This window comes from Labrenzia sp. OB1, from assembly GCF_001624695.1.
In the GTDB taxonomy this organism is placed as follows: domain Bacteria; phylum Pseudomonadota; class Alphaproteobacteria; order Rhizobiales; family Stappiaceae; genus Roseibium.
In genome coordinates, this window is record NZ_JSEP01000003.1 from 302,823 (window position 1) to 327,087 (window position 24,265).

A 24,265-nucleotide genomic window follows, 5' to 3' on the forward strand; every position below is an offset into this window, starting at 1 on the left:
GGACCTGGAAACGAAATTCTAAGAGATATTAGAATGGCTTAGCGGTTTTCGACCCCGAGTTTACGGCACAGTTCGTCGAGCTGTTCCAGAGACGTGTACTTGATTTTTAGGTCGCCGGTTTCCTTGCCCGGTTTGTGTCCGACGCTTACTTTCAGGCCCAGCGTGTCGCTGAGACGCTTCTCCAAAGCCTTGGTATCGGCATCCTTTTGCGGCTTTTCGCCGGGTGCCTTGTCGCCCTTCATTCTGGCGAGCGCATCCGGGTCCTGAGAGATCTTCTCGGCATCGCGAACCGTCAGGCCCTTTTCCACGATCAGTTCGGCCAGCGCCGCGGGATCGTCAACGGTTATCAGGGCGCGCGCATGCCCGGCCGTCAGCAATCCTTCGGCCAGATAATCCTTCACCGAATTGGGAAGCTTCAGGAGCCGCATCGTGTTGGCGACATGGCTGCGGCTCTTGCCGATGACCTTCGCCAGTTCGCCCTGGCTGTAGCTGAACTCGGCGGTGAGCTGCTCATAGCCCATCGCCTCCTCGATCGGATTGAGATCGGCACGCTGAACGTTTTCGATGATGGCAAGCTCAAGCGCTTCCTGGTCAGTCACATCGCGAATGATGATCGGAGCTTCGTGCAAACCGGCGCGCTGCGCCGCCCGCCAGCGGCGTTCCCCCGCGATGATCTCGAAACGGTCGGTTTTGCCAGCGGCAGGCCGGACCAGAATCGGCTGAACGATGCCCTTGGACTTCAGGGATTCAGAGAGATCGCCAAGGTCTTTGTCGGTAAAGGTTTTACGCGGATTGCGCGGATTGGGCTCAATATGTTCGATCGGCACCTTGCGCGTGTCGCGAAAGAATTTTTCCGGCTCCGCCGCCGCTTCAGGAGCCGAATCCCCGATCAGGGCCGCCAGGCCACGGCCCAAACGCTTGCTCTTGACGTCTCTTTCCGCCATACCGCACCTTTCTTCTTATATTTCAACGTATTAGGACGGGACAGCTGCGCCTCGAATGCTGTCACGCGCGTTATTCATCGGTTCGCACCCGATTCGAACCGGCTCAGGCAGCCACGCGCCGCAATTCGCGCTCACGCTGGATGATTTCCGAAGCGAGTCGCAGATAGGCCTGGCTGCCGGCGCATTTCAGATCGTAAAGGAGCACAGGCTTGCCGTAGGACGGCGCTTCCGAAATACGAACGTTGCGCGGGATGACGGTGTCGTAAACGGCGTCGCCCATGGTCTCGCGCACATCCGCAACCACCTGACTGGAGAGATTGTTGCGGCTGTCGTACATGGTCAGCACGATACCGTGAATGCTGAGCTCCGGATTGAGAGCATTCTTCACCTGCTCAACAGTGCTGAGCAACTGGCTGAGACCTTCCAGCGCAAAGAATTCGCATTGCAGAGGAACCAGAATGGAATGCGAGGCGGAAAGGGCGTTGATGGTCAGGAGGTTGAGCGACGGCGGACAATCGACAAGAACATAAGTGAAGCCGATTTCCTGAAACAGCCGCGACTTGCTCAGCGCTTCGATCGCGGCCCGCAACCGGAATGCCCGGTCGGTGGTCGATGCGATCTCAAGTTCCAGACCGAGCAGATCCATGGTTGAGGGCGCGACCCACAACCGCTGCACAGTCGTTTCGCGCACGGCTTCCGCCAGCGAGCAGTCGCCGCTCAGGACCTCATAGGTCGACAGGCCGCGGTCCCGGCGTTCGATCCCCAGGCCGGTTGACGCGTTGCCCTGAGGATCGAGATCGATCACCAGAACCTTTTCCCCGATGGCAGCCAGAGCCGTCCCGAGATTGATGGCCGTCGTGGTTTTACCCACTCCGCCTTTTTGGTTTGCAAGCGCGAGAACGCGCGGCGACTCGGGAAGCATGTTCATTGCCACCAGACCTTCCTGGGCTACTCAGACCGGGCTGAAATTTCTGAAAAAAGAAGCATCCGGCTCGTTGGATCTACAACACTGACCTTTTCTACCAGATCGAAGTCCCAACGGGCAGAGGCTTCGTTAACTTCTCTCTGAAAATCCTGACCTTTGTGGAAAACAGCTTTCCCCCCCTCCCTCGTGAAAGGTTCGGAAAGCTGAAAAAGCGTTTCCAACGGCGCCAATGCACGGGCCGAGACAGCATCCACCTTTCCCGAGGACCAGTCTTTCGCAACCGATTCAATTCTGCCTGGATGAACCGTGCCGCTCGAACCCGTCTCCCGAAGCGCCGTTCTCAGAAAGGCGGCCTTGCGTTGATTGCTCTCGATCATATGCACATGAGCTTCGGGATCGTCAGCCAGGAGGATCGCCGTGACCACTCCGGGAAATCCGGCACCGCTGCCGATATCCACCCAGGTCCTTGCCTCTGGATAACTCCAGAGAGTCTGGAGACTATCGACTACATGCCGGGTCCAGATATCCGGGATTGTCGACGGCGCGATCAGGTTTTGCGCGGGCTGCCACTTGAGAACAAGGTCCACATAGACCTGAAGACGCTCTAGAGTTTCACGTGAAACATCCCCAAACTTATGCACAATCTGTCCAGAGGAACTCAACACCTCGTGTTTGCGCATCACGCGGCTCCCCGTTCACCGTTCCGCTTCAGATACGACAGGATCAACGTGAGCGCCACAGGCGTCATTCCATCCATACGCGAGGCCTGACCGAGGGTTGCCGGACGGACATCCAACAGCTTCTGCCGGACTTCATTTGAAAGGCTTGAAATTGCTTCGTAATCGAAACCATCGGGGATCTTCAAGGCTTCATCGCGCTTGAGAGCTTCGATATCGGCCATCTGCCTGTCGAGATAAACCGCATACAGCGCGTCCGTCGCCACCTGTTCGGCAATCGACGGATCTATGTCCTTCAGTTCCGGCCAGATGAGTGTTAGCCCGTCATAAGTCACATTCGGATAGGAAAGCAGATCAAAGGCGGATCGGCGGATACCATCCTGATTGACCGGAAGCCCTCTCTTCTGCGCCTCGGACGGCGTCACCACAAGGCGCGTCAGAAGCGCCCGCGCCTCTTCCAGACACGCAAGCTTTGTCTCGAAGGCCTCCCGCCGGTTTGGAGATACACAGCCAATCGCAATGCCCAGCGGTGTCAGCCGCTGATCGGCATTGTCGGCGCGAAGCGACAAACGGTATTCTGCTCTGGAGGTGAACATCCTGTAGGGTTCGGTGATGCCTCTGGTAACCAGGTCATCGATCATCACACCGATATAGCCCTGAGACCGGTCTACGATGAACGGCGGCTTTTCAGCAACCCGCAAGGCGGCGTTGAGCCCTGCAACGAGACCCTGGGCTCCCGCTTCCTCATAGCCGGTCGTACCGTTGATCTGGCCGGCGAGATAAAGTCCCGGGCAGCGTTTGGCTTCCAGCGTCTGCCGCAACTCGCGCGGATCGACATGATCGTATTCGATCGCGTAGCCAGGCTGCAGGACAACCACATCTTCAAGACCCGGGATCGTTTTCAGAAAAGCGATCTGCGCGTCTTCGGGCAACGAGGTCGAGATACCGTTCGGATAGACCGTATGATCATCGAGGCCTTCCGGCTCGAGGAAGATCTGATGCCCGTCCCGATCCCCGAACCGGACGATCTTGTCTTCGATCGACGGGCAGTAGCGTGGCCCCCGGCCCTTTATCTCGCCGGAATACATCGCTGAACGGGATAGGTTTTCCCGGATGATCCGATGAGTCTCCGGGGTCGTGCGGGTAATGTGGCACGGGATCTGCGGTGTCGTGATCCTGTCCGTCAACGTGGAAAACGGTACGGGATCGTCATCACCAGGCTGTTCCTCCAGCCGGTCCCAATGGATCTTCCGTCCATCCAACCGGGCCGGAGTTCCGGTTTTCAGACGGCCGAGGTCGAAGCCGATCTCCTCTAGAGAAGCAGACAGCCCCATGGCGGGAGCTTCGCCGGAGCGTCCTGCAGGGATCTTCTTGTCACCGATATGGATCAGGCCGCGCAGAAAGGTGCCGCTGGTGAGAACGATTGCCTTGCAGGAAACGATCCGGCCATCGCTCAGATCGATACCGGAAACGGTCCGGTCGTCTCCGGCACCATCGAACCGTAATCCATGCGCCTCGCCTTCAACCACAGTCAGATTATCAATCGCCGAAATTTCGCGCTGCATGGCTTCGCGGTAAAGCTTCCGGTCGGCCTGGGCCCTCGGGCCGCGCACGGCAGGCCCCTTGCGGCGATTGAGCATCCGGAACTGGATACCCCCCTGATCGGCCACACGACCCATCAGTCCGTCGAGCGCATCGATTTCGCGAACCAGATGCCCCTTCCCCAGGCCGCCGATTGCCGGGTTGCAGGACATCACTCCGATAGTGTCGGACCTGTGAGTGACGAGGGCCGTTGACACACCGAGCCGGGCAGCGGCGGCGGCAGCTTCACAGCCGGCGTGCCCACCGCCAATAACCACGACATCGAATTTCTTGTCCAGCTCACTCATTATCTCTACCGCCTGCAAGGCACTTCGGCGACCTTGAGCCGCTCACATTATCCAGATCGATTTTGGGATCGTGCTCCGGCGTCTCACGCCAGACTATCACATGCAGGATATCCGGCACATGTTTGCGAAGCTTATACGGCGCACGCCCTGCTACGTCAAAGTAGAATTACCGCGGGCGATCGCGCCGCATCGCGGGTACCCCGCTTCAGCTTGCAACAATCGTGTCGGATTCACGTGAAACATGTTCCGGACCTGAACCGACTCGCAGCCAGGCTGAATGATTCACGTGAAACAGGTCACTTGCCGATACAGAAATCCCGAAAGATCACATCGAGCAGATCCTCCACATCGATGCGCCCGGTAATGCGTCCAAGGGCATCCGCTGCCCTGCGCAGGTCTTCCGCCCGCAATTCCGAAGGAAGATGCTGCGCTTCCACGGCTGTCTGAAGACCGGACAGGCAGGCACCGAGATAATGTCGATGCCTGTCCCGGGTGGCGAGTGGCGCTTCACCCACGGAAATCATTTCTTCTGCAAAATGGGTTAAGCGGCTCAACAGCGGGACGAGTCCGTTCGCATTCCTGATAGAACAAGGAATCTCCTCGCTCGTTCCGGAAGAGTCTTGTTTCGGAAGAGTCTCAAGATCTGCCTTTGTGTGCACGGTCCAGACCGGGATGACCGCACGGAGATCTACCGGTAATCCCGCTTCAGGGTCGTCCGCCGGAACACCGTCCGGCTCTACGGCCCAAAGAATCAGATCGGCTTCCCGACCTTTCTGCTCCGCACGGCGGATACCCTCCCGCTCCACAATTCCGTCGGTTGCCCGAAGGCCTGCCGTATCGGCGAGTGTTACGGGATAGCCACCGAGATCCAGGTGCACCTCGATGACATCCCGCGTTGTGCCCGCTTCCTCCGTAACAATGGCGACGTCCCGCCCCGCGATCCCGTTAAGGAGACTGGACTTTCCGGCATTCGGCGCTCCCATGAGCACCACCTGGAGACCGGAGCGCAGACGCTCCCCGCTTCTGGAACGCGCCAGATGATCGGTGATCTCTTCATGAAGCTCGGCGGCACCTGCCCAGACCTCGTCGGCAACACTGCCGGGAACATCCTCCTCATCGGCGAAATCGAAATCGGCCTCGATCATCGCGCGCATATGGATAAGCCTCTTGCGCCATCCCTCATAGAGACTGCCGAGCGCACCGCCCATCTGGCGCAGGGCCTGCTTGCGCTGTCCATCCGTTTCCGCAGCAATAAGATCGGCCAGGCCCTCCACTTCCGTCAGATCCATACGGCCATGATGGAACGCTCTTCGGGTGAATTCACCCGGCTCCGCCGGCCGGCAGGTTTCGAAGGAACCAAGAACACCCAGCAGCCTGCTCACGACGGCGCGCCCACCATGGCACTGGAATTCCGCAACATCCTCGCCGGTGAAGCTCGCCGGCCCCTTGAAATAAAGCACCAGCGCTTCATCAAGAATATCCTGTGTCTTCGGGTCCCGAAGCCTGGCAAGCATCGCCTTGCGCGGCTCAGGCACACGCCCGCAAAGGGCGTCGACAATTTCGCCTGTCATCAGCCCAGACACACGGATCACGGCGACACCGGACGGCACAGCTCCGCTGGAAAGCGCATAGATTGTCTCAGCCATAAAAACCCTTCCGATGAATCCCGGTGTCTTGAATTGCCACCCGGCCAGTCCGCATACGCATTGCCTCTTTATCAACAATGCCCACAGACCGAAAGGCACCCACCCTTTCCGTTCCGCGAGCGAATCAATTCAGCGGGGTTGGAGAGAGATCTAGCTCCGGCCAAGCGCAGGCACCCCGCGCATGGCGCATCCAAGCGTCCTCAGCCATAGGACATGGAGAGCTAAAAGCTCTTATCGGAAGCGACTCCCTGCTGCGGTGACCCGCGACCCTCGCCTCACACTTGTTTCACGTGAATCAGTCAGACGGCCTGTCGCCAAGAAACTCGAGGTACAGCAACAGGGGCAAACCCGGCCGGCTCCACTCAAAACCGTTCTAACTGACTGCCGAAAGCCAAAGGATCGGTCGCGGCTCCATTACGGAAAAGAATCGGAATACTCCAAGGCTGGCCTGGTTCTCGCCAGAACATCTCGGACCGGAACCGATTCAATCGGAGGCTCTTCGGAGGTAACGCCAGGTGGGGGTCGTACCGACCTGTTTCACGTGAATCGAGATCAGATGCCTTCAACCGCGCCCAGACCCTGCCGCCAGTCGCTTCGGGACAGCCGATAAAGAACATGAGGTGCGAACGGATGATCAGGAGACAGACTGGGATGAAGAAAATCGCCATCATGATCCCGCTTCATGCCGATACGCCGCATGACTTTCTGCGAAGGTGCATTGTCGGGAATCGTGAAAGCAACGATGTCCTCAAGCCCGATAGTTTCAAAACCGAATCTAAGCCAGGCCCTGGCAGCTTCGCTGGCATAGCCTTTTCCCCATGCCGATTGCATCAGTCTCCACCCTATCTCCACGCAGGGATCGAAAGGCAGCGGTGCGTCGTAGGCCGGGCGGCTCAAGCCAACAAAACCCAGGAATTCTCCGGTCCCCTTCAACTCCACAGGTGTCACGCTGAATCCGTGCTTCTCCTGCTTTTGGCGGCAAACAGAAATCAGGTATTCACTCTTTACCCGAGGCAGAGTTTCAGGGAAATAGCGCATGACACATGGGTCGGCGCACATATCTGCGAAGGGATCGATATCCTCTTCCCGCCACGCCCGCAAAAGCAATCGCTCTGTCTCCAGGAATACAGGCTCTGTCATGAGTACGGCTCCGAATCGAAACGGCTGATTCACGTGAAACAAATCTTAACAAAAAGTAAAGGCGCGACCCTCCCCGGGCCGCGCCTTTCGCATTGAACCTGATCTCTGGATATCAGGTGTTCATGCTGTCGAAGAATTCGTCGTTCGACTTGGTCTGCTTCAGCTTGTCGAGCAGGAACTCGACCGCATCGACCGTGCCCATAGGGTTGAGGATACGGCGCAGAACAAACGTTTTCTTGAGGCGTTCGTGCCGAACCAGAAGCTCTTCCTTCCGGGTGCCGGAGCGCTGAATATCGATCGCCGGATAGACACGCTTGTCGGAAATCTTCCGGTCCAGGATGATTTCGGAGTTACCCGTACCCTTGAATTCTTCGAAGATAACCTCGTCCATTCGGCTACCGGTATCGATCAGCGCGGTCGCGATGATCGTCAGCGAACCACCCTCTTCGATGTTTCGGGCGGCACCGAAGAAACGCTTTGGACGCTGCAGCGCGTTGGCGTCCACACCACCGGTCAGGACCTTGCCAGAAGACGGCACGACCGTGTTGTAGGCCCGGCCGAGGCGAGTGATGGAATCGAGCAGAATGACAACATCCCGCCCATGTTCCGTCAGGCGCTTCGCCTTTTCGATCACCATCTCGGCAACCTGCACATGTCGGGAAGCCGGTTCGTCGAAAGTGGACGACACCACTTCCCCGTCAACCGTACGCTGCATGTCCGTCACTTCCTCGGGACGCTCATCGATCAGAAGAACGATCAGGTAGCATTCCGGGTGATTATGGGTGATGGACTTTGCAATGTTCTGCAGAAAAACTGTCTTACCCGTTCGTGGCGGCGCGGTGATCAACGCACGCTGCCCCTTGCCGAGCGGGGCCACCAGATCGATGATCCGGGAGGACAGATCCTTGTTGGTCGGATCCTCGAGTTCCATCCGGAAACGTTCGTCCGGATAAAGAGGCGTCAGGTTATCGAAATGAACCTTGTGCCGGGCTTTGTCGGGATCTTCGAAATTGATCGTGCTGACCTTGAGAAGGGCGAAATACCGCTCACCTTCTTTCGGACTGCGAATCTGGCCTTCGACGGTATCCCCAGTCCGCAACGAGAAGCGGCGGATCTGCGAGGGAGAGACGTAGATATCGTCCGGTCCCGGCAGATAATTGGCATCGGGAGACCTGAGGAACCCGAACCCGTCCTGCAGAACTTCGACGACACCTTCGCCGATGATGTCTACGTCCTGGGCAGCCAGATTTTTCAGGATGGCGAACATCAGCTCCTGCTTGCGCATGGTACTGGCGTTTTCGACTTCGAGCTCTTCAGCAGTTTGAAGCAGCTCTGTCGGCGTTTTTGCTTTTAGATCTTTAAGTTTCATTTCCCGCATCGAATTGGGGTCTTTAATGTTGTTATGGAGATTTGGTTTGGAAGGTCGTTCTGAACCGCAAGGGATGGGTCGGCCAGGATGTATCTGAAAGACTTCTAGGCATGTCCAGATTACACGGCGGTTGCTGAGTGACTTAAAACAAACACAGCGCCGTTTGGAAGTGGCCGGAAGATACGTTTTTTTGAAACGAATCGCAAGCCCGGAATTCTGCCGATTTTAGAGGCATAAATATGCCTTTTTCAAACATGTCCCGAGCAGCCGCTGAAAGACGGCTGAGCCCGCTTGGCAGAAGGGCTGGATGTCAAAAAGGCTTGCCGATCACAAGGATCACGATCCCGATCATCAGCACCGTCGGCACCTCGTTCAACACACGGTAAAACCGGGCCGTCCGGGTGTTCTCGTCTTTGGCGAACGTTTTCACGCAACGGCTCAAATAGCCGTGAAGCCCGGACATGACGATGACCAGGGTCAGCTTGGCATGGAACCAGCCATCCCGCCAGGCGTCCAGCTCATAGGCCATCCAGAGTCCCAATATCCAGGCCACTGTCATGGACGGATTGATGATCGCCTTGAGCAACCGGCGCTCCATCACCTTGAAGGTCTCGGATTGCGGGGAGCCGACTTCCGATTCAGCATGATAGACGAACAACCGCGGCAGATAGAGCATTCCCGCCATCCAGGCGATGATCGCGATGACATGCAGGGATTTGATCCAGAGAAACAGATCCATTTGCCCTAACCCTTCTTCACCAGCTCGACCATGCGCGCCACATTTTCGGGATCCGCATCCGGCGTCACGCCATGACCCAGATTAAAAACCAGCGGGCCCTTGTTGAATGTCCTGAGAATATGTTCGACGCCTTCCTCGAGCGCCTGCCCACCGGCAACCAGCCGCATCGGATCAAGGTTACCCTGGATGGGAATTCGTTTTTGAATATCCAGCGCGAGATCGTCCGGAGCCGTCCAGTCCAGTCCGACCGCATCGACGCCTGTCCCCGCAATATAGGACGTCATTCGCGCCGAGGACGCTTTCGGAAATCCGATGATCTTCGCATCCGGCCGCACCGCCTTCACACCGGATACGATCCGGGCTGTCGGTTCGATCGACCAGCGCCGGAAGCCTGCATCGTCCAGCACCCCGGCCCATGTATCGAAGATCTGCACCGCATCCGCGCCCGCATCGAGTTGACGGATGAGGTAGCGAATGGACGCAGTGACCAGCTGATCAACGAACCGCTGCATAAGATCCGGATCGCGGTAGGCTCCCACCCGGGCGGCGACCTGATCCTGCGTCGTGTGCCCGGCAACAGAATAGCAGGCAACCGTCCAGGGCGCCCCGCAGAAGCCCAGCAGCGTCGTTTCCTCGGGCAGTTCCGCTCGAAGACGGGAAACCGTCTCTATCACCGGTTTGAGATGATCCTCCGCACGGTCCTGTTCGAGCTGGTCGACGAGGTAGGATGTCAAAGGTTCCAGAACCGGACCACGCCCTTCTTCAAAACGAACCGGATAACCGATGGCGTCCGGAACGACGAAGATGTCTGAAAACAGAATGCTTGCATCAAAACCATAACGGCGGATCGGCTGGAGAGTGACTTCAGTGGCCAGATCCGGAGAATAGCAGAACTCCAAAAAGTTGGGGGCTTTGGCCCGGACCTTCCGGTATTCGGGAAGATAGCGTCCGGCCTGACGCATCATCCAGATGGGGGGCGGCCAGATCTTCTCTCCCTTGAGAACCCTCATAACGGATCTGTCTTCAGACTTCATGAGGTCGCACCTTTCCCACTTTTCAAATCTAATAAAGAGTCTTTATTTGAATCTGTTTCTTTTGTTTAAGCGTGGATTACAGGGATCAATTTATATCCACAATCCGCCCGCCTGATTTTCTCGCCGGGACAAATCCGGTCCCTTGTTTAGCTGAATCGCTCCCCAGGAGTCGATAAAAGCATTACAGTCGATATTACAAACACTTATTTGGGTGTTAACCTTTCGTTAGGAAATTGGGCGGTAGTGGACAATCTGTCGATATGTCACAGCGCTCTTGTGAATCCACACCCATGCACAACCGTTTCGGGATCGGTTTCCCGGCATTTAGGTTTTGTTAACAAATCATGCTGAGCGGGCATAAACTTCGTGCTAGGCAGAGGCGATATGGGTTTAGTCCCAATCCATCAACAGCCCTGGGGATGACAGCGTGAACAAGTCGAGACACTACTTTCATCTGCATCTGGTGTCCGACTCGACCGGCGAAACGCTCATGACCGTGGCGCGCGCGGCGACGGTCCAGTACGAAAATGTCCAGGAGATCGAGCATGTCTATCCGCTCGTCCGCTCCCAGAAGCAGCTCGACAGGGTTATCAGCGAAATCGAAAAAGCACCCGGTATCGTGCTCTACACGCTCGTTGACGTGGACATCGCCAAACGGCTGGAACTGAAATGCCGCGAACTGGGTGTTCCCTTCGTCAATATTCTGGATCCGGTCTTCGCAGTCTTCCAGTCCTATCTGAATGTCACGCAAACACATCGCATCGGTGGCCAGCATGAACTCGATGCGGAATATTTCCAGCGCATGGAGGCGCTCAACTACACCATGCTGCACGATGACGGTCAGATCTGGGACGACCTGGAATCCGCGGATATAGTGCTGATCGGCATATCGAGAACCTCTAAGACTCCAACCTGCATTTATCTCGCCAATAGGGGCATCAAGGCTGCGAATGTTCCGCTTGTTCCCGGTATTCCTTTGCCGGAACATGTGAAAAAGCTGAAATCGCCGATGATCATCGGTCTGATCGCCTCTGTCGAACGCATCCAGCAGATTCGCCGGAATCGCGTCTTGTCGCTGAACTCGGATGGTTATAACGACACTTATGTCGATCGAAAGGAAATCTCTCAGGAGATCAACATGACCCGCAGGCTGTGTACCGAGAACGACTGGCCGCTGATTGACGTCACCCGGCGTTCGGTCGAGGAAACGGCCGCTGAAATCATGACCCTTTTCAAGGCTCACCGGACCGAGCAGGAAGACAGCCGCGGAAATTGATCGGCACATTTTGAAGACGCATCTAGAAAAGGACGTTCATGACACTTGTACTTGCGAGCGGCAGCAGCATCCGAGCCGAACTCCTCAAAAACGCCGGTCTCGTGATTGAGGTCGATCCCGCCGACGTCGATGAACGGGCGGTGGAGGCCCCTCTTCTGGAAGCGGGGTTTCCGCCTGAAGACCTGGCTGCCATCCTTGCGGAGGCGAAGGCCAACGACGTCAGCAGCCGGCGTCACGGGGACCTCGTGATCGGGGCCGATCAGATTCTCGCCTTCGAGGGCGAACGCCGCACGAAACCTGACGACATGGAAGCCGCCCGCCGCCAGTTGCTGGCTTTTTCCGGAAAGACCCACGAATTGTTGTCCGCAGTGGTGATTTCCCGCAACGGCGAAGCTATCTGGAGCCATGTGTCCACTTCCCGTCTTACCATGCGGGATCTGACGCCGGAGTTTGTCGGTCGCTACTTGGCTGCTGCCGGCGATGACGTGCTGTCAAGTGTCGGCGCCTATCAGCTTGAAGGCATCGGCGTGCAGCTTTTCGAGAAGATTGACGGCGACTATTTCACCATCCTCGGTTTGCCGATGCTGCCTCTTCTGGATCATTTGCGCACGCTCGGAGCCATCGAAACATGACTGCGGCGGTAAAAAAAGCCGTGGTGACCGGCCATCCGGTCGCCCATTCCCGCTCGCCGCTCATCCATGGCTACTGGCTGAAAAAATTCGGCGTCGATGGCGAATACGGATGTCTCGATGTGGCGCCGGAAGATGCAGACCGGTTTTTCCGGGACTTTTCCGAAAGTGGGCTGACCGGTGCGAATGTCACCGTGCCCCACAAGGAAATTGCGGCCGCGGCATGCGGCTGGCTGGATGAAGCGGCAAAAGTCATGGGAGCCGTCAACACCATCTGGCTGGACGATGACGGTCGATTATGCGGCGCGAATACGGACTGGACCGGATTTCTGGGCAATCTCGACCAACGTGCCTCGGGCTGGGACGATGACGCCGGAACAGCGATCGTCCTGGGTGCGGGCGGAGCCGCGCGGGCAATCGTATTCGCGCTGCTCTCGCGAAAATTCAAGGCTGTGCACATCGTCAACCGGACACCGGGAAAGGCTTCCAGGATCGCCGAGGAGTTCGGACCCAGAACATTCGCACACAGTTGGGACAACCTGGGGACATTGCTTGAAGAAGCCGATCTTCTGGTGAACACCACTTCCCTGGGTATGACCAGCAAACCGTCCCTCGAGATCGATCTTTCTTCTCTTCCGGAAAGCGCGTTGGTAACCGATGCGGTGTATGTTCCCTTGCAAACCGGTCTGTTGAAACAGGCCGACCAGCGGGGCAATCGCACGGTTGACGGTCTCGGTATGCTTCTTCATCAGGCGGTGCCGGGTTTTGAGCGCTGGTTCGGTGTGCGCCCGGAGGTGGATGACGATCTGCGTGCGCTGATCGTCAGGGATCTCGGAGGAGCGACGTGATCCGGATTGGCCTGACAGGTTCCATCGGCATGGGAAAGTCGACCACCGCGAAAATGTTTGCCGCCGAGGGTGTGCCTGTTCACGACGCCGATGCCACCGTTCACGCTCTCTACAGCGGCCGTGCTGCTCCCTTGATCGAATCCGCCTTTCCCGGAACGGTGATTGACGGCAAGGTCGATCGCGCGTTGTTGTCACCCCATGTGCTCGGCAAGCCGGACGCCATGAAACGGCTGGAAGCGATCGTCCATCCGCTGGTGCGGGAGGAAGAACTGCAGTTTCTGGAGAAGGCGCAGGCCGCCGGGCGGCGCATTGTCATGATGGATATTCCCCTGTTGTTCGAAACCGGAGGCAATCGCCGGGTCGATGTGTCCGTGGTCGTGACTGCCGATGCGCAAATTCAGCGGGAGCGGGTCCTGTCCCGCGCAGGCATGAACGAAGACCGGTTCCGGTCGATTTTGCAGAAGCAGATGCCCGATGCGGACAAACGGCGGCGGGCGCATTTTCTGATCGATACAGGCCTCGGCATGGAGCCGGCGCGGCGCTGTGTCCGGGCGATCCTGAAAGCACTGGCGGGCTGCGGCTGAAGCCCGCAGAACACCGGGGAAAACCGGGCCGCCTTCTTGGCTTCAACGGGCTCAGCCTTCACACTGCTTTCAAAGATAAGGCAGGTACTACCATGCGCGAAATATCCTTCGACACGGAAACCACGGGTCTTAATCCGCGAGACGGGGACCGGCTGGTGGAAATCGGCGGCGTGGAGCTGATCAATCATATTCCGACAGGCAATGCCTATCACGTCTATATCAATCCGCAGCGGGACATGCCGGAGGGAGCCTTCCGCGTGCATGGCCTGTCGGCGGAATTCCTTTCGGACAAGCCATTGTTCGCCCAGATCGCCGATGAGTTCCTTGAATTTGTCGGTGACGGCACGCTGGTCATCCACAATGCGGCCTTCGACATGGGTTTCATCAATGTGGAGCTGGAGCGTGCCGGCCGCAGAACGATCCCAAACAGCCAGGTGATCGACACGCTGGAGATCGCCCGGCGCAAACATCCAAGCGGACCGAATTCACTCGACGCGCTTTGCTCGCGCTATGGCATCGACAATTCCAGACGCGTCAAGCACGGCGCGTTGCTCGATGCGGAAATCCTCGCGGAAGTCTATCTCGAACTGATCGGTGGACGTCAGAGGGCACTCGGACTTGTACCGGAGGAAGAAGTGTCCTCCTCCTCCAATTCGGTCATGGAACCGGGTGAACTCGGTAACTTCAACGCCGCCCGCCGTCCCGCGCCACTTCCCTCGCTCCTCTCGGAAGCAGAGCATGAAGCTCACAAAGCCTTTGTCGAAGGCATGGGAAACGATGCGATCTGGTCGAAATACGGCGGCTGATATAGCCGGGAATCAGAACAGCGTTGAGTTGACTTCTGGGGGGCACCCAAATGCTTTTTGCGAAGCAAACGCTGCTTCCTGCGTCTTCCTGAAATCAGAAATCCGCTTAAACGTGAAACGGTCTAATCCAGAAGCCAGCGCGTGGTCTCGAAATGGCGTTCGGACCAGGGGCTGCTGAACGCCCAGGCCATCGTCTGTCCGATTGTCCATAGCCTCGCCCTCTCCCGGTCGATGTCCAGCTCCTCCGACAACCGGTCCAGGCGGTAGAGCGCCGCTGACTTCGAATGGCCGAACTCGAAACTTCTCACGATAGGGCTGAGGCAGAACGCCGGGTCGCCGACCAGAGGTTTTGGATCGATCGCCAGCCAGGGTTCGCGGTCGCTCGACAGGATATTGTGACCGTGAAGGTCCTGATGGAGAAGGACCTGGGCAGTATTTTGCTCCGAAAGACCGGATAGCGCCGCCACGGCGGTATCCATGAGGCGTTTCTCGCAGGGTTTTCCGGCGTTCAGCCAGTCCTTTTCCATGGACCGGCACCATATCGCGGCTTCGTCCGTCAGCGAGTTGAACGGTTTTCCGGCCGGCACCAGCAGCTTTCGAAGAATATGCGCCAGGACCGCGAGCTTGTCGGCGGACGGGTCGTCCGCAAGGAAGTGTCCCGGCCGGCAGCGTTCCAGCACGAGAATTCCAGCCTCCGGTGCGTGGTCCAGCAGCCGGATAGCACCCTTGCCGTTCCAGGCCTTGAGCGCGTCGGCTTCATAGCGGGATTCTCGGCCCGGGAACTGGAGCTTCAGAACTGCTGCCACGCCAGCCCGTTCGGCAGGCACGACATAGGAAACGTTGCCTCCGGAAAAGGGAGAACCGGCGAGTTTCAGCTCGAAGCGGTCGCAGGCTTCGGTCAACAGATCCGGAAGCGACGCCAGCCAGTCGCGACCCGCTTCCGTCCGATTCAGCCAGGACAGGCTTTCTGGTGCCGAAACAACGAGATCAGGCATAAAGGTGTCTCAACAATACAGTCTCAGGGACGAGTGCTGGAGAGCTGGAATTCTCGCGAATGCCCACGAATGTTTCAAAGCATGGAAGGCAGGACGCGGTCCGGCGGGCGGTGTCCGTCCATGAAGGTTCGGATATTGATGATCACCTTCTCGCCCATTTCAATCCGACCCTCAATTGTCGCTGATCCCATGTGCGGCAGAAGCAGGACATTTTCCATTTTCGCCAACTTGGGATTGACTGCCGGTTCATGTTCGAAGACATCCAGCCCCGCACCGGCGAGATCGCCTGATTCCAGCATCCGGATCAGGGCGTTTTCATCAATGACTTCGCCACGCGCCGTATTGACCACATAGGCGTCCTTTTTAAGGAGCTTCAGACGCCGGGCGGACAGGAGATGGAAAGTCCCCGGCGTATGCGGGCAGTGGATCGAAACCACATCCATGCGCGCCAGCATCTGGTCGAGGCTGTCCCAGTAGGTCGCCTCCAGCTCGTCCTCGATGGTCTCGGAAAGACGGCGGCGATTGTGATAATGGATCGACATGCCGAAGGCTTTCGCCCGACGGGCGACCGCCTGGCCGATCCGGCCCATGCCGATAATGCCGAGCCGTTTCCCCCAGATCCGGTGACCGAGCATCCAGGTCGGCGACCAGCCGGCCCAGTCTCCGGCTTCCAGTGCCTTGATGCCTGTGGCAAGACGACGCGGTACGGCAAGCATCAGCGCCATGGTCATGTCGGCGGTGTCTTCGGTCAGAACTCCGGGGGTGTTGGTAACATTGATTCCCCGGTTGTTAGCGGTCACGACATCGATGTTGTCGACACCATTGCCGAAATTGGCGATCAGCTTCAGGTTTTCCCCTGCCTGGGACAGGATCGAGGAATCGATTCGATCGGTCACCGTCGGAACCAGCACATCCGCGGTGCGGACCGCTTCCACCAGTTCCGCCTGGCTAAAAGGCCTGTCATTGTCATTCAGACGCGTCTCGAAGAGCTCCCGCATCCGTGTTTCAACGACGTCCGGAAGTTTCCGAGTGACAACGACGACAGGCTTCTTTTTTACCATAGCAATTTGCCTTTCGCGCTTCGTTGAGGAATTGTTAACCTCAACGGTTCCACCTTGACGCTGCGCGGAGCGCGAGCGGATAAGACCTTACCCTTTTCCTTACCAGATGGTCCGCCAGAAACAAGGGATCGGCTTCATTCACCGCGCATTGCAGACAAGCCGGAGCCGGCCCGCTGGTTTTCGCGACGAATTTTCGGTAAAGGTTTGCCACAAGTTAACAATCAATAACAATTGGACTACCGGACAATATGGCTCGTTCGATCTCAGGTGCCCGAATTTCTCTCAGGTTTGTCGCAAGGTTTGTTCTTTGCGGGATGATCCTTTTCGCCGGACTGAGCAACACAGCCCTTCCTGTCGCGGCCCAGGGCACATCGACCGGCTCAACAGGGCTTCCCGTGCCGCGCTTCGTCAGTCTGAAATCCGATAGGGTGAATGTCCGGGTCGGGCCCTCGCGGGATCATGATATCGCCTGGACATTCGTTCAGTCGGGCCTGCCGGTTGAAATCATTCAGGAATTTGAGAATTGGCGCCGGATTCGCGACTGGGAGGGCAAGCAGGGCTGGGTCTTTCATTCGCTTCTGTCCGGCCGTCGAACCGCGCTCGTCACTCCGTGGGAAAAGAGCGATCTCACACCGTTGCGCGCCCGGTCCCGTTCGGACGCCGACATTGTCGCCGAGCTTGAACCCTTTGTGCTGACGTCGGTGACGGAATGCGCCGGAGGCTGGTGCCGCGTCAATGGCGAGAGTTATGACGGCTGGCTGGACCAGACGAGGCTTTTCGGCGTCTATCCGAATGAGAGTATCGAGGACTGACCAGGGTTCTTCGAAAGAGATGGATGATAAGGAAAAAAGGCGGCCGATTGGCCGCCTTTTGTATTCTGTCGAAGTCGTGGAAACTCTAGTCAGCCTTGACTTCCTGAACCTTGAGTTCATTCAACCGCGGCATGGACATGATGTTGTAGCCGCTGTCGACGAAATGCACTTCGCCGGTGACCCCGCCCGAAAGACCGGACAGCAGGTAAAGGCCGGTGCCACCGATTTCTTCCAGCGAAACCGTCCGGCACATTGGCGAGTTGCGTTTCTGGAAATTGAACATCAGCCGCGCGTCGGATACTCCGGAGCCGGCGAGTGTGCGTACGGGTCCGGCGGAGATCGCGTTGACGCGGATATTCTGTTCGCCGTAGTCAACCGCGAGGTAGCGGACGGAGGACTCCAGAGCTGCTTTTGCAACGCCCATGACATTGTAGTTCGGCATCACCTTGGTGGAGCCGCCATAGGTCAGGGTCACCATGGAGCCACCATTCGGCATGATGGCGGCCGCGCGTTTGGCGATTTCCGTGAAGGAAAAGCACGAAATCAGCATCGTGCGGGAGAAGTTTTCCCGGGTCGTGTCGGCGTATTTTCCGCGCAGTTCGGACTTGTCGGAAAATGCAATGGCATGCACCAGGAAATCGATGCTGCCCCATTCTTCCTTTAGGGTGTTGAAGACACTGTCGACGGAGCCGATATCTTCCACATCGCAGGGCAGCAGCAGCTTCGAGCCGACTGATTCCGCGAGCGGTTTTGTACGTTTCCCGAAGGCTTCGCCCTGATAGGTAAAGGCAAGCTCCGCGCCGTGCTCAGAAAGAGTCTTGGCGATGCCCCAGGCTATGGAATGGTCATTGGCAACGCCCATTATCAGGCCGCGTTTGCCCTTCATCAGTTCGGTCATGAAAATATCCTCAGCCGTGGTAGCGCGACAGCGCAAGGGAGGCATTGGTGCCGCCGAAGCCGAAGCTGTTGGAGAGCACGGTATCAAGCCCGGCGTCGTCGACACGGTCCATGACGATCTCGCCTTCCTTGAGCGCAGGATCGAGCTGGGTGATGTTTGCGGATGCCGTGATGAAATCGTTCTGGAGCATGAGCAGGCAGTAAATTGCCTCTTGCACGCCCGTCGCACCGAGGCTGTGCCCGGTCAGGGATTTTGTCGAAGAGACCGGGGGCTGGTTTTCGCCAAAGACCCGTCGGACGGCTTCGATCTCGCCGATATCGCCCACCGGGGTCGATGTACCATGCGAGTTGATATAGTCCACCTTGCGGTCACCCAGGGTTTCGATGGCAAGGCGCATGCAGCGCTCGCCGCCTTCACCGCTTGGAGCGACCATGTCATATCCGTCGGAATTGGCGGCATAACCGGTTACTTCGGCGTAGATCTTGGCGCCGCGCGCCTTGGCGTGTTCCAGCTCCTCCAGAACGACGACCCCACCGCCACCGGCGATGACGAAACCGTCACGGGTCGCGTCATAGGCGCGTGCTGCCGTCTGGGGTGTGTCGTTGTATTTGGAGGACATGGCGCCCATGGCGTCGAACAGACAGGACAGGGTCCAGTCCAGTTCCTCGCCGCCGCCGGCGAACATCACATCCTGCTTGCCGAACTGGATCTGCTCCGTCGCCGCGCCGATGCAATGGGCCGACGTGGAACAGGCCGAGGTGATGGAATAGTTGATGCCCTTGATCTTGAAAGGCGTGGCGAGGCAGGCCGAGTTGGTGGAACTCATGCCACGGGTCACCATGAACGGGCCCATGCGCTTCGGCGCGCCCTTTTCCAGAACGATCTGATGCGCCTGGAACAGGTTTTTGGTGGACGGGCCGCCCGAACCCATGATCAGGCCGGTGCGCACGTTGGAGACATCCGTCTCCTCGAGGCCGCTGTCGGCGATGGCCTGCTGCATGGCAATGAAATTGTAGGCCGCACCGTCGCCCATGAAGCGAAGCTGGCGCTTGTCGACCAGCGAGGGGATGTCGATATCCGGTTTTCCGTGCACCTGGCTGCGGAAACCGTGTTCCGCATAGTCGGGGGCAAAACTGATGCCGGACTTGCCTTCGCGCAGGCTCGACAGCACTTCTTCGACGTTCGATCCGATGGACGAAACGATTCCCATACCGGTGACGACAACGCGTCTCATTGCGGTCTCCTACCTTTTTGCTCTGGATCGGCCTGCATTCGCATGATGGCACGCGAAGCCGGTACGCCAATCGGAATTGGTGTGCCGGGGTCACCGGCGCGATAGACTAGATCAACCCGCCTTGCCTTCATTCTTCCACTCGAAGGCGATCGGGTTGATCGGGATAATGCGCAAACCGGCGCTTCCAAGAACAAAGAAGCACCGGTTTGTAAGTAAACCTGCAAATTGAAGGCAATCAGGACTTTGCCAGGCCCACGCGCAGGTCGGTCGCCTTGTAGATCAATTCGCCGTCGGCCTTCAGCCAGCCGTCAGCGGTGCCAAGCACCAGGCGGCCCTTCATGATGCGTTTGAAATCGATACCGTATTCAACCAGCTTCACGTCGGGAGTGACCATGCCCTTGAACTTGATTTCACCGGTCGAAAGCGCCATGCCCTTGCCCTCCAGACCCAGCCAGCCGAGGAAAAATCCGGTCAGCTGCCACATGGCGTCGAGACCGAGGCAGCCCGGCATGATCGGATTGCCCTGGAAATGGCAGGGAAAGAACCAGAGGTCCGGCTTGATGTCGAACTCGGCGCGGGCATATCCCTTGTCGAACTCGCCGCCGGTTTCGGAAATTTCCGTAATCCGGTCGAACATCAGCATCGGCGGCAGCGGCAGTTGCGCATTGCCCGGGCCAAACAGTTCGCCTCGGCCACAGGCAAGAAGGTCTTCGTATTCGTAGCTGGAGCGGCGCTCGGTCATACAAGGTCCGTTATTTTGTTTCCTGCCCTGGGACCTCCCGAAGGCGGAACGGGTTTGTTTTTTGTCGTTTGAGGCGCCTTCCTAACACAGGGGAACCCCGACCGAAAGATGTCACTTGGCGGAACTTGCTGGCTTTTCCGGGACATATTTTAAGATTTTTGTCTCATAACAGAGCAGATGGGAATACAGGTTCGTATTTCAACGCGGTGTTTAAAACTTGCATCTCAAGTGCAAGAAATGGCAGATATAGGGTGATGTCCGACAAGTCAGCGGTTTGAACGGTCGACGCAGGCCTTGAAATTGCTGCTTACAAACGCGACCTTGAATGTGGATGTATAGAGGAATGGCGACGCATATGGCGACGGAAACTGCCGCGAAGAACGTGACCGACATCCTGCGGACCGCAGGTCTGCGGCCGACGCGCCAGCGTGTTTCCCTGGCTGAGCTGCTCTATTCCAAGGGCGACCGGCACATCTCCGCGGAACTTCTGCATGAGGAAGCCGTCGAGGCGAGTGTTCCCGTTTCCCTGGCCACCGTCTACAACACCCTGCACCAGTTCACCGAGGCTGGCCTCCTGCGTGAAGTCGCGATCGACGGCAACAAGACCTATTTCGACACCAATGTATCCGAACATCACCACTTCTTCATCGAAGGCGAAAACCGGGTGATCGATATACCGGGCGAAGGTGTCGGCATTGGTCGTCTTCCCGAAGCGCCGGCAGGCATGGAAGTCGTGCGGGTCGATGTGGTCGTGCGGGTTCGCGAGAAGCAATAGTCCGGAGACGGTCTCCAGTACTATCCAAGCCCGTTTTCGACGTATCTTAATTTCCAGATATAGTAATCCGACGTCTCGCCAATCTCGCTGAGATGACGCTGGCCGTCCGCCTCAAAGCCGATTTTGAGCAGCAGATTTGCGGAACGCGCGTTTTCCGGATGGGTAATGGCGCATAGGGTCCGCAGTTTCAGCTCATTCTGCGAGAAATCGAGCACCGCCTGACCGGCTTCCTGCCCGAAACCCTGGCCGCGAAACGCCTCGTGGAGCGCAAACCCGAGGTCCGGATACTTGAGTTCTTTGCGCACGACGAGGCCGCAAACCCCGATCGGCTGACCCGTTTCCTTCAGCTCCACCAGCCAGAGCCCGACCCCGTGGGCGGCGAAGCGGGCGAGAGATTTGCCCTTGATATACTGCACCGCCTGGTCGGTCGTCCGAATGCCCGCATCCGATATGAACCGGATGTAATCCGGCTGATTCATGAGGTTCAGATAAAACTCGGCGTCGTTGGTGGACGGCAGCCGGAAGCGCAGCCGTTCGCTCGTCGGAAAGGGCCCCAGGAGAAAGCTCAAGCGGCGGTATCCTTGTCGATCTGCGCCTTCGCGCGCAGGGCGATCTCGGGAATCGCATCGAATTTTTCTTTTTCGGTGCTCTTGCACAGATCGTAAATGACGCAGCGTCGGCATTCTGGCTTGCGGGCCTTGCAGATGTAGCGCCCATGCAGAATCAGCCAGTGATGAGCATGCAACGCGAAGTCCGGCGGAACCACTTTTTCCAGCGCTTTTTCGACATCGAGCGGCGTCTTTCCCGGCGCGATGCCGATCCGGTTGCCAAGGCGGAACAGATGCGTGTCGACGGCAATCGTCGGATGGCCGAAATAGATGTTCAGGACGACATTCGCTGTTTTGCGGCCGACGCCTGGCAGCTTTTCCAGAGCCTCGCGGTCGTCGGGCACTTCGCTGCCATGATCGCGGATAAGCTGTTGGGAAAGAAGAATGACATTCTTGGCCTTGGTCTTGTACAGACCGATCGACTTGATCTCCTCGCGCAAGAGGTCCTCGCCCAGGGCCAGCATCTTTTCCGGCGTGTCCGCGATTTCGAACAGATGCCTGGTCGCTCTGTTCACGCCGACATCGGTCGCCTGGGCGGACAGAACGACAGCCACCAGCAGCGTGAAGGCGTTGACGTAATTCAGCTCACCTTTCGGCTCGGGATTGTCAGCGTGGAACCTCTGGAAGATCGCATATGTCGCGGCCCTGTTGTAGCGGGACCGCTTCAGCACCCTGCCGGGATTGTCGACAGAGGGTGAGCGGGACTTGATGGATTTGGCGGAACGCCTGGTTCCCTTTCCGGAGATCGTGCTCTTTGCTTGCGTCATAATCACTCTATAATCTGAGCGCATGAGCGAGAACAATCTGAAACCCGAGAAAAATGACGATTTGTCCGTGACGGACAAGCCGTTCTTTACTGCGGTGCTCACGCCCTACCGGTCCCTGGGTTCGAACGGCTTTCTGGTCCTGATGCTTTGTTTCGGGCTCATCAGTTTCGTGTCCGGCATTCTGTTCTGGCGCATTGGTGCCTGGCCCGTATTCGGCTTTTTCGGTCTGGACGTGGCGATTCTCTGGTTCGCCTTCCAGATGAACTACCGTTCCGCCCGGATCTTCGAGGAAGTCGCGCTCTCCCGCCACGAAATTTCCATCCGCAAGGTCGGGCCCGGCAAAAACTACCAGGAATATTGCTTCAACCCGGTCTGGGTCCGTCTCACTGTCAAACGGATCGAAGATGAAGGTGTCGTGAAAATCTGCCTAACGAGCCGCGGGGAATCCGTGGATCTCGGTAATTTCCTGAACCCGGACGACCGGACCAGTTTCGCCGGAGCCATGGCGAACGCCCTAGCGGTGGCAAAAGCGGGCGGGGCCTGACTAACTTTCTGGCCCGGTATCCTGTGGGCGGACCTTGAGGGTTGCAAGCAACACGACCAGGGCTGCGAAGGAAGTTAATGCCGCCACGTAGAGAACGGTCTGGAAGTCGGTGGCGCTGGCAATGAAACCCATCGAAACGCTGCCGATCATGCCTCCGAGAAACAGGCTGTTCATGTAGATCGCGGTTGCACGCCCGGGCCTGTCCGGTGCGAAACTTTGCACGAAACTGATCGCCACGCCGGCAAACAACCCGTAGTACATGCCCTCGAGCACGGAAACCGTCAGGGCCTGCCAGAGCGCCGTGACCTGGGTGAACAGGAGCATGCTTGCGGCCGCAAGACAGGCAGCGAGCATGAGAACCTGACGGATACCGATGCGTTCCGCCAGCCGGACGGAGCCGAATATGACGAACACCTCCACAAGGCATTTGACGGAAAGCGACAGGCCGGGGGTCGCGCCGGGCAACCCGGTTTCCCTTACGAAGAACAGCGGCATGGCGGAAACGAACAGGGAGTTGGTGATCACGAAGCCCATGCAGATAAACCCGGCGATCAGAAGTCCCCAATTGACGGGATCGCCGTTGCGGTTGGTCTTTCGTTCCTTCTCCGATTTGAACCCCCTCGGCACGGCGATATGCCAGAGCGCCAGATGGATCAGACCGATCGCGAGGGCACAGATGAATGCGGTCCGGAAACCGAACTGCGCGACCAGCGCGAAGGAAACCGCCGGGCCGATCATCCACGCCAGGGAAACGGTCATGCGCTGCCAGGAATTGATGTGGGTGATGTCCAGGTTCCGTCTTTCGGCATTCAGACGTCCGAATGTGAAAATGATGCCGGCCCCCATGTTGGCAACGCCCATCAGTGGAGCGACAGTCAGGACAAGCATGAAAAAGCTGGACGTCTGTGTCAGCAACGTCGCCGCTGCCACAAAAGCGCCGACAGACAACAAGAGCAGGGTCCTGACCGGAAAACCATGATCCAGGCGCTCTCCGGCCCAGCGATTCGCGACGAGCGTCAGAGACAGGACCAGACCAGTGTAAAATCCGATCTGCCAGGGTTCGGCACCGAGTCCTTCCACGATGAAGAAGCTCATCATCGGTATGAGCGCGGAGGTTCCGAGGCTGTTCGTGAACTGCAGCAAAAGGATCAGGATTTCCTGACGGCGCAGTTGGGCGAATGAAAACATGAAGAAATGAGCCAGATGAACAGGGAGCAGGCCGAATACATCCGGCCTTGGGTGGGGATCGGGTCTTGTCGAAGGGCAGGGCAAAGAGCCGTTCGCGGAAGCAAACGGATGGAAGCGCAAACCGGAAACGAAGTT

The 24,265-nt window shown here is 57.9% G+C and carries 25 protein-coding genes; 8 read left to right on the forward strand and 17 right to left on the reverse strand.

All coding sequences use genetic code 11. The annotated features are described in order from the left end of the window. Positions 1 to 38: 38 nt before the first annotated feature. The 9 genes from OA90_RS05930 to hemE all read right to left on the reverse strand — a co-directional run bounded on the left by OA90_RS05930 (position 39) and on the right by hemE (position 10,363). On the reverse strand, positions 39 to 944 hold the full coding sequence (locus OA90_RS05930) for a ParB/RepB/Spo0J family partition protein (protein WP_068408461.1): 906 nt from the start codon (positions 942 to 944) through the stop codon (positions 39 to 41). 103 nt (positions 945 to 1,047) lie between these two features. Next, entirely contained in the window at positions 1,048 to 1,872 is an 825-nt protein-coding gene (locus OA90_RS05935) for a ParA family protein (RefSeq protein ID WP_068408464.1), read from the reverse strand. Positions 1,873 to 1,892: 20 nt separating this feature from the next. Then, a complete protein-coding gene (gene rsmG, locus OA90_RS05940) occupies positions 1,893 to 2,549 on the reverse strand; it encodes a 16S rRNA (guanine(527)-N(7))-methyltransferase RsmG (RefSeq protein WP_068408466.1) in 657 nt (218 codons plus the stop codon). After that, a complete protein-coding gene (mnmG, locus tag OA90_RS05945; RefSeq protein WP_068408468.1) occupies positions 2,549 to 4,435 on the reverse strand; it encodes a tRNA uridine-5-carboxymethylaminomethyl(34) synthesis enzyme MnmG in 1,887 nt (628 codons plus the stop codon). The genes rsmG and mnmG overlap by 1 nt, the downstream gene beginning before the upstream one ends. 296 nt (positions 4,436 to 4,731) lie before the next feature. After that, positions 4,732 to 6,081: a tRNA uridine-5-carboxymethylaminomethyl(34) synthesis GTPase MnmE gene (gene mnmE / locus OA90_RS05950; protein WP_068408470.1), complete on the reverse strand. Its 1,350-nt coding sequence runs from the start codon at positions 6,079 to 6,081 to the stop codon at positions 4,732 to 4,734. A gap of 552 nt (positions 6,082 to 6,633) precedes the next feature. Beyond that, positions 6,634 to 7,254: a GNAT family N-acetyltransferase gene (locus tag OA90_RS05955; protein ID WP_208985985.1), complete on the reverse strand. Its 621-nt coding sequence runs from the start codon at positions 7,252 to 7,254 to the stop codon at positions 6,634 to 6,636. Positions 7,255 to 7,333: 79 nt separating this feature from the next. Beyond that, positions 7,334 to 8,599, reverse strand: coding sequence for a transcription termination factor Rho (rho, locus tag OA90_RS05960; protein WP_068408474.1), 1,266 nt, complete (start codon positions 8,597 to 8,599; stop codon positions 7,334 to 7,336). A gap of 301 nt (positions 8,600 to 8,900) precedes the next feature. Next, positions 8,901 to 9,329, reverse strand: coding sequence for a protoporphyrinogen oxidase HemJ (hemJ, locus tag OA90_RS05965; RefSeq protein ID WP_068408476.1), 429 nt, complete (start codon positions 9,327 to 9,329; stop codon positions 8,901 to 8,903). 5 nt (positions 9,330 to 9,334) lie between these two features. Next, complete coding sequence (hemE, locus tag OA90_RS05970; protein ID WP_068408478.1) at positions 9,335 to 10,363, reverse strand: uroporphyrinogen decarboxylase; 1,029 nt, start codon at positions 10,361 to 10,363, stop codon at positions 9,335 to 9,337. Positions 10,364 to 10,790: 427 nt separating this feature from the next. On the opposite strand from hemE, the gene OA90_RS05975 reads away from it, so the two are divergent. The 5 genes from OA90_RS05975 to dnaQ all read left to right on the forward strand — a co-directional run bounded on the left by OA90_RS05975 (position 10,791) and on the right by dnaQ (position 14,506). Continuing rightward, on the forward strand, positions 10,791 to 11,639 hold the full coding sequence (locus OA90_RS05975) for a pyruvate, water dikinase regulatory protein (protein ID WP_199823621.1): 849 nt from the start codon (positions 10,791 to 10,793) through the stop codon (positions 11,637 to 11,639). A 38-nt stretch (positions 11,640 to 11,677) separates the two neighbouring features. Next, the gene (locus tag OA90_RS05980; protein WP_068408480.1) at positions 11,678 to 12,271 is read left to right on the forward strand and encodes a Maf-like protein; all 594 of its coding nucleotides are present in this window, start codon (positions 11,678 to 11,680) and stop codon (positions 12,269 to 12,271) included. Then, positions 12,268 to 13,116, forward strand: coding sequence for a shikimate dehydrogenase (locus OA90_RS05985; RefSeq protein ID WP_068408482.1), 849 nt, complete (start codon positions 12,268 to 12,270; stop codon positions 13,114 to 13,116). The genes OA90_RS05980 and OA90_RS05985 overlap by 4 nt, the downstream gene beginning before the upstream one ends. Further along, a complete protein-coding gene (gene coaE / locus OA90_RS05990) occupies positions 13,113 to 13,700 on the forward strand; it encodes a dephospho-CoA kinase (RefSeq protein WP_068408483.1) in 588 nt (195 codons plus the stop codon). The genes OA90_RS05985 and coaE overlap by 4 nt, the downstream gene beginning before the upstream one ends. 92 nt (positions 13,701 to 13,792) lie before the next feature. Continuing rightward, positions 13,793 to 14,506, forward strand: a complete 714-nt coding sequence (dnaQ, locus tag OA90_RS05995) for a DNA polymerase III subunit epsilon (protein WP_068408485.1) — start codon at positions 13,793 to 13,795, stop codon at positions 14,504 to 14,506. 122 nt (positions 14,507 to 14,628) lie between these two features. Here the strand turns inward: dnaQ and OA90_RS06000 are convergent, their stop codons facing one another. After that, positions 14,629 to 15,501 carry an aminoglycoside phosphotransferase family protein gene (locus OA90_RS06000; RefSeq protein WP_068408487.1) on the reverse strand — a complete coding sequence of 291 codons (873 nt, stop codon included), beginning with the start codon at positions 15,499 to 15,501 and terminating at the stop codon, positions 14,629 to 14,631. A gap of 74 nt (positions 15,502 to 15,575) precedes the next feature. Then, on the reverse strand, positions 15,576 to 16,562 hold the full coding sequence (locus OA90_RS06005) for a D-glycerate dehydrogenase (protein WP_068408489.1): 987 nt from the start codon (positions 16,560 to 16,562) through the stop codon (positions 15,576 to 15,578). Positions 16,563 to 16,876: 314 nt separating this feature from the next. Here OA90_RS06005 and OA90_RS06010 point away from each other — a divergent pair, with 314 nt between their 5' ends. Then, positions 16,877 to 17,374 carry an SH3 domain-containing protein gene (locus OA90_RS06010; RefSeq protein WP_068408491.1) on the forward strand — a complete coding sequence of 166 codons (498 nt, stop codon included), beginning with the start codon at positions 16,877 to 16,879 and terminating at the stop codon, positions 17,372 to 17,374. Between the two features lie 85 nt (positions 17,375 to 17,459). Here the strand turns inward: OA90_RS06010 and fabI are convergent, their stop codons facing one another. The 3 genes from fabI to fabA all read right to left on the reverse strand — a co-directional run bounded on the left by fabI (position 17,460) and on the right by fabA (position 20,248). Next, positions 17,460 to 18,272 carry an enoyl-ACP reductase FabI gene (fabI, locus tag OA90_RS06015; RefSeq protein WP_068408493.1) on the reverse strand — a complete coding sequence of 271 codons (813 nt, stop codon included), beginning with the start codon at positions 18,270 to 18,272 and terminating at the stop codon, positions 17,460 to 17,462. 10 nt (positions 18,273 to 18,282) lie between these two features. Continuing rightward, the gene (gene fabB, locus OA90_RS06020) at positions 18,283 to 19,506 is read right to left on the reverse strand and encodes a beta-ketoacyl-ACP synthase I (protein WP_068408495.1); all 1,224 of its coding nucleotides are present in this window, start codon (positions 19,504 to 19,506) and stop codon (positions 18,283 to 18,285) included. 235 nt (positions 19,507 to 19,741) lie between these two features. Then, complete coding sequence (gene fabA, locus OA90_RS06025; protein WP_068408497.1) at positions 19,742 to 20,248, reverse strand: 3-hydroxyacyl-[acyl-carrier-protein] dehydratase FabA; 507 nt, start codon at positions 20,246 to 20,248, stop codon at positions 19,742 to 19,744. Positions 20,249 to 20,603: 355 nt separating this feature from the next. Here fabA and irrA point away from each other — a divergent pair, with 355 nt between their 5' ends. Continuing rightward, positions 20,604 to 21,023 carry an iron response transcriptional regulator IrrA gene (gene irrA, locus OA90_RS06030; protein WP_208985986.1) on the forward strand — a complete coding sequence of 140 codons (420 nt, stop codon included), beginning with the start codon at positions 20,604 to 20,606 and terminating at the stop codon, positions 21,021 to 21,023. Positions 21,024 to 21,043: 20 nt separating this feature from the next. Here the strand turns inward: irrA and OA90_RS06035 are convergent, their stop codons facing one another. Beyond that, positions 21,044 to 21,592: a GNAT family N-acetyltransferase gene (locus OA90_RS06035; protein ID WP_199823622.1), complete on the reverse strand. Its 549-nt coding sequence runs from the start codon at positions 21,590 to 21,592 to the stop codon at positions 21,044 to 21,046. Beyond that, the gene (gene nth, locus OA90_RS06040) at positions 21,589 to 22,398 is read right to left on the reverse strand and encodes an endonuclease III (RefSeq protein WP_068408501.1); all 810 of its coding nucleotides are present in this window, start codon (positions 22,396 to 22,398) and stop codon (positions 21,589 to 21,591) included. The genes OA90_RS06035 and nth overlap by 4 nt, the downstream gene beginning before the upstream one ends. A 22-nt stretch (positions 22,399 to 22,420) precedes the next feature. Between nth and OA90_RS06045 the strand changes: the two genes are divergently transcribed. Beyond that, on the forward strand, positions 22,421 to 22,942 hold the full coding sequence (locus OA90_RS06045) for a DUF2244 domain-containing protein (RefSeq protein WP_068408503.1): 522 nt from the start codon (positions 22,421 to 22,423) through the stop codon (positions 22,940 to 22,942). Here the strand turns inward: OA90_RS06045 and OA90_RS06050 are convergent, their stop codons facing one another. Further along, positions 22,943 to 24,130: an MFS transporter gene (locus OA90_RS06050; RefSeq protein WP_068408788.1), complete on the reverse strand. Its 1,188-nt coding sequence runs from the start codon at positions 24,128 to 24,130 to the stop codon at positions 22,943 to 22,945. Between the last annotated feature and the right edge of the window lie 135 nt (positions 24,131 to 24,265).

Excerpts from the sequence above, each read along its gene's own strand:
- OA90_RS05930 (WP_068408461.1), bottom strand. The coding sequence starts at position 944 with ATGGCGGAAAGAGACGTCAAGAGCAAGCGTTTGGGCCGTGGCCTGGCG.
- OA90_RS05935 (WP_068408464.1), bottom strand. The coding sequence starts at position 1,872 with ATGAACATGCTTCCCGAGTCGCCGCGCGTTCTCGCGCTTGCAAACCAA.
- rsmG (WP_068408466.1), bottom strand. The coding sequence starts at position 2,549 with ATGCGCAAACACGAGGTGTTGAGTTCCTCTGGACAGATTGTGCATAAG.
- mnmG (WP_068408468.1), bottom strand. The coding sequence starts at position 4,435 with ATGAGTGAGCTGGACAAGAAATTCGATGTCGTGGTTATTGGCGGTGGG.
- mnmE (WP_068408470.1), bottom strand. The coding sequence starts at position 6,081 with ATGGCTGAGACAATCTATGCGCTTTCCAGCGGAGCTGTGCCGTCCGGT.
- rho (WP_068408474.1), bottom strand. The coding sequence starts at position 8,599 with ATGCGGGAAATGAAACTTAAAGATCTAAAAGCAAAAACGCCGACAGAG.
- hemJ (WP_068408476.1), bottom strand. The coding sequence starts at position 9,329 with ATGGATCTGTTTCTCTGGATCAAATCCCTGCATGTCATCGCGATCATC.
- hemE (WP_068408478.1), bottom strand. The coding sequence starts at position 10,363 with ATGAAGTCTGAAGACAGATCCGTTATGAGGGTTCTCAAGGGAGAGAAG.
- OA90_RS05980 (WP_068408480.1), top strand. The coding sequence starts at position 11,678 with ATGACACTTGTACTTGCGAGCGGCAGCAGCATCCGAGCCGAACTCCTC.
- OA90_RS05985 (WP_068408482.1), top strand. The coding sequence starts at position 12,268 with ATGACTGCGGCGGTAAAAAAAGCCGTGGTGACCGGCCATCCGGTCGCC.
- dnaQ (WP_068408485.1), top strand. The coding sequence starts at position 13,793 with ATGCGCGAAATATCCTTCGACACGGAAACCACGGGTCTTAATCCGCGA.
- OA90_RS06000 (WP_068408487.1), bottom strand. The coding sequence starts at position 15,501 with ATGCCTGATCTCGTTGTTTCGGCACCAGAAAGCCTGTCCTGGCTGAAT.
- OA90_RS06005 (WP_068408489.1), bottom strand. The coding sequence starts at position 16,562 with ATGGTAAAAAAGAAGCCTGTCGTCGTTGTCACTCGGAAACTTCCGGAC.
- OA90_RS06010 (WP_068408491.1), top strand. The coding sequence starts at position 16,877 with ATGATCCTTTTCGCCGGACTGAGCAACACAGCCCTTCCTGTCGCGGCC.
- fabI (WP_068408493.1), bottom strand. The coding sequence starts at position 18,272 with ATGACCGAACTGATGAAGGGCAAACGCGGCCTGATAATGGGCGTTGCC.
- fabB (WP_068408495.1), bottom strand. The coding sequence starts at position 19,506 with ATGAGACGCGTTGTCGTCACCGGTATGGGAATCGTTTCGTCCATCGGA.
- fabA (WP_068408497.1), bottom strand. The coding sequence starts at position 20,248 with ATGACCGAGCGCCGCTCCAGCTACGAATACGAAGACCTTCTTGCCTGT.
- irrA (WP_208985986.1), top strand. The coding sequence starts at position 20,604 with ATGGCGACGGAAACTGCCGCGAAGAACGTGACCGACATCCTGCGGACC.
- nth (WP_068408501.1), bottom strand. The coding sequence starts at position 22,398 with ATGACGCAAGCAAAGAGCACGATCTCCGGAAAGGGAACCAGGCGTTCC.
- OA90_RS06045 (WP_068408503.1), top strand. The coding sequence starts at position 22,421 with ATGAGCGAGAACAATCTGAAACCCGAGAAAAATGACGATTTGTCCGTG.
- OA90_RS06050 (WP_068408788.1), bottom strand. The coding sequence starts at position 24,130 with ATGTTTTCATTCGCCCAACTGCGCCGTCAGGAAATCCTGATCCTTTTG.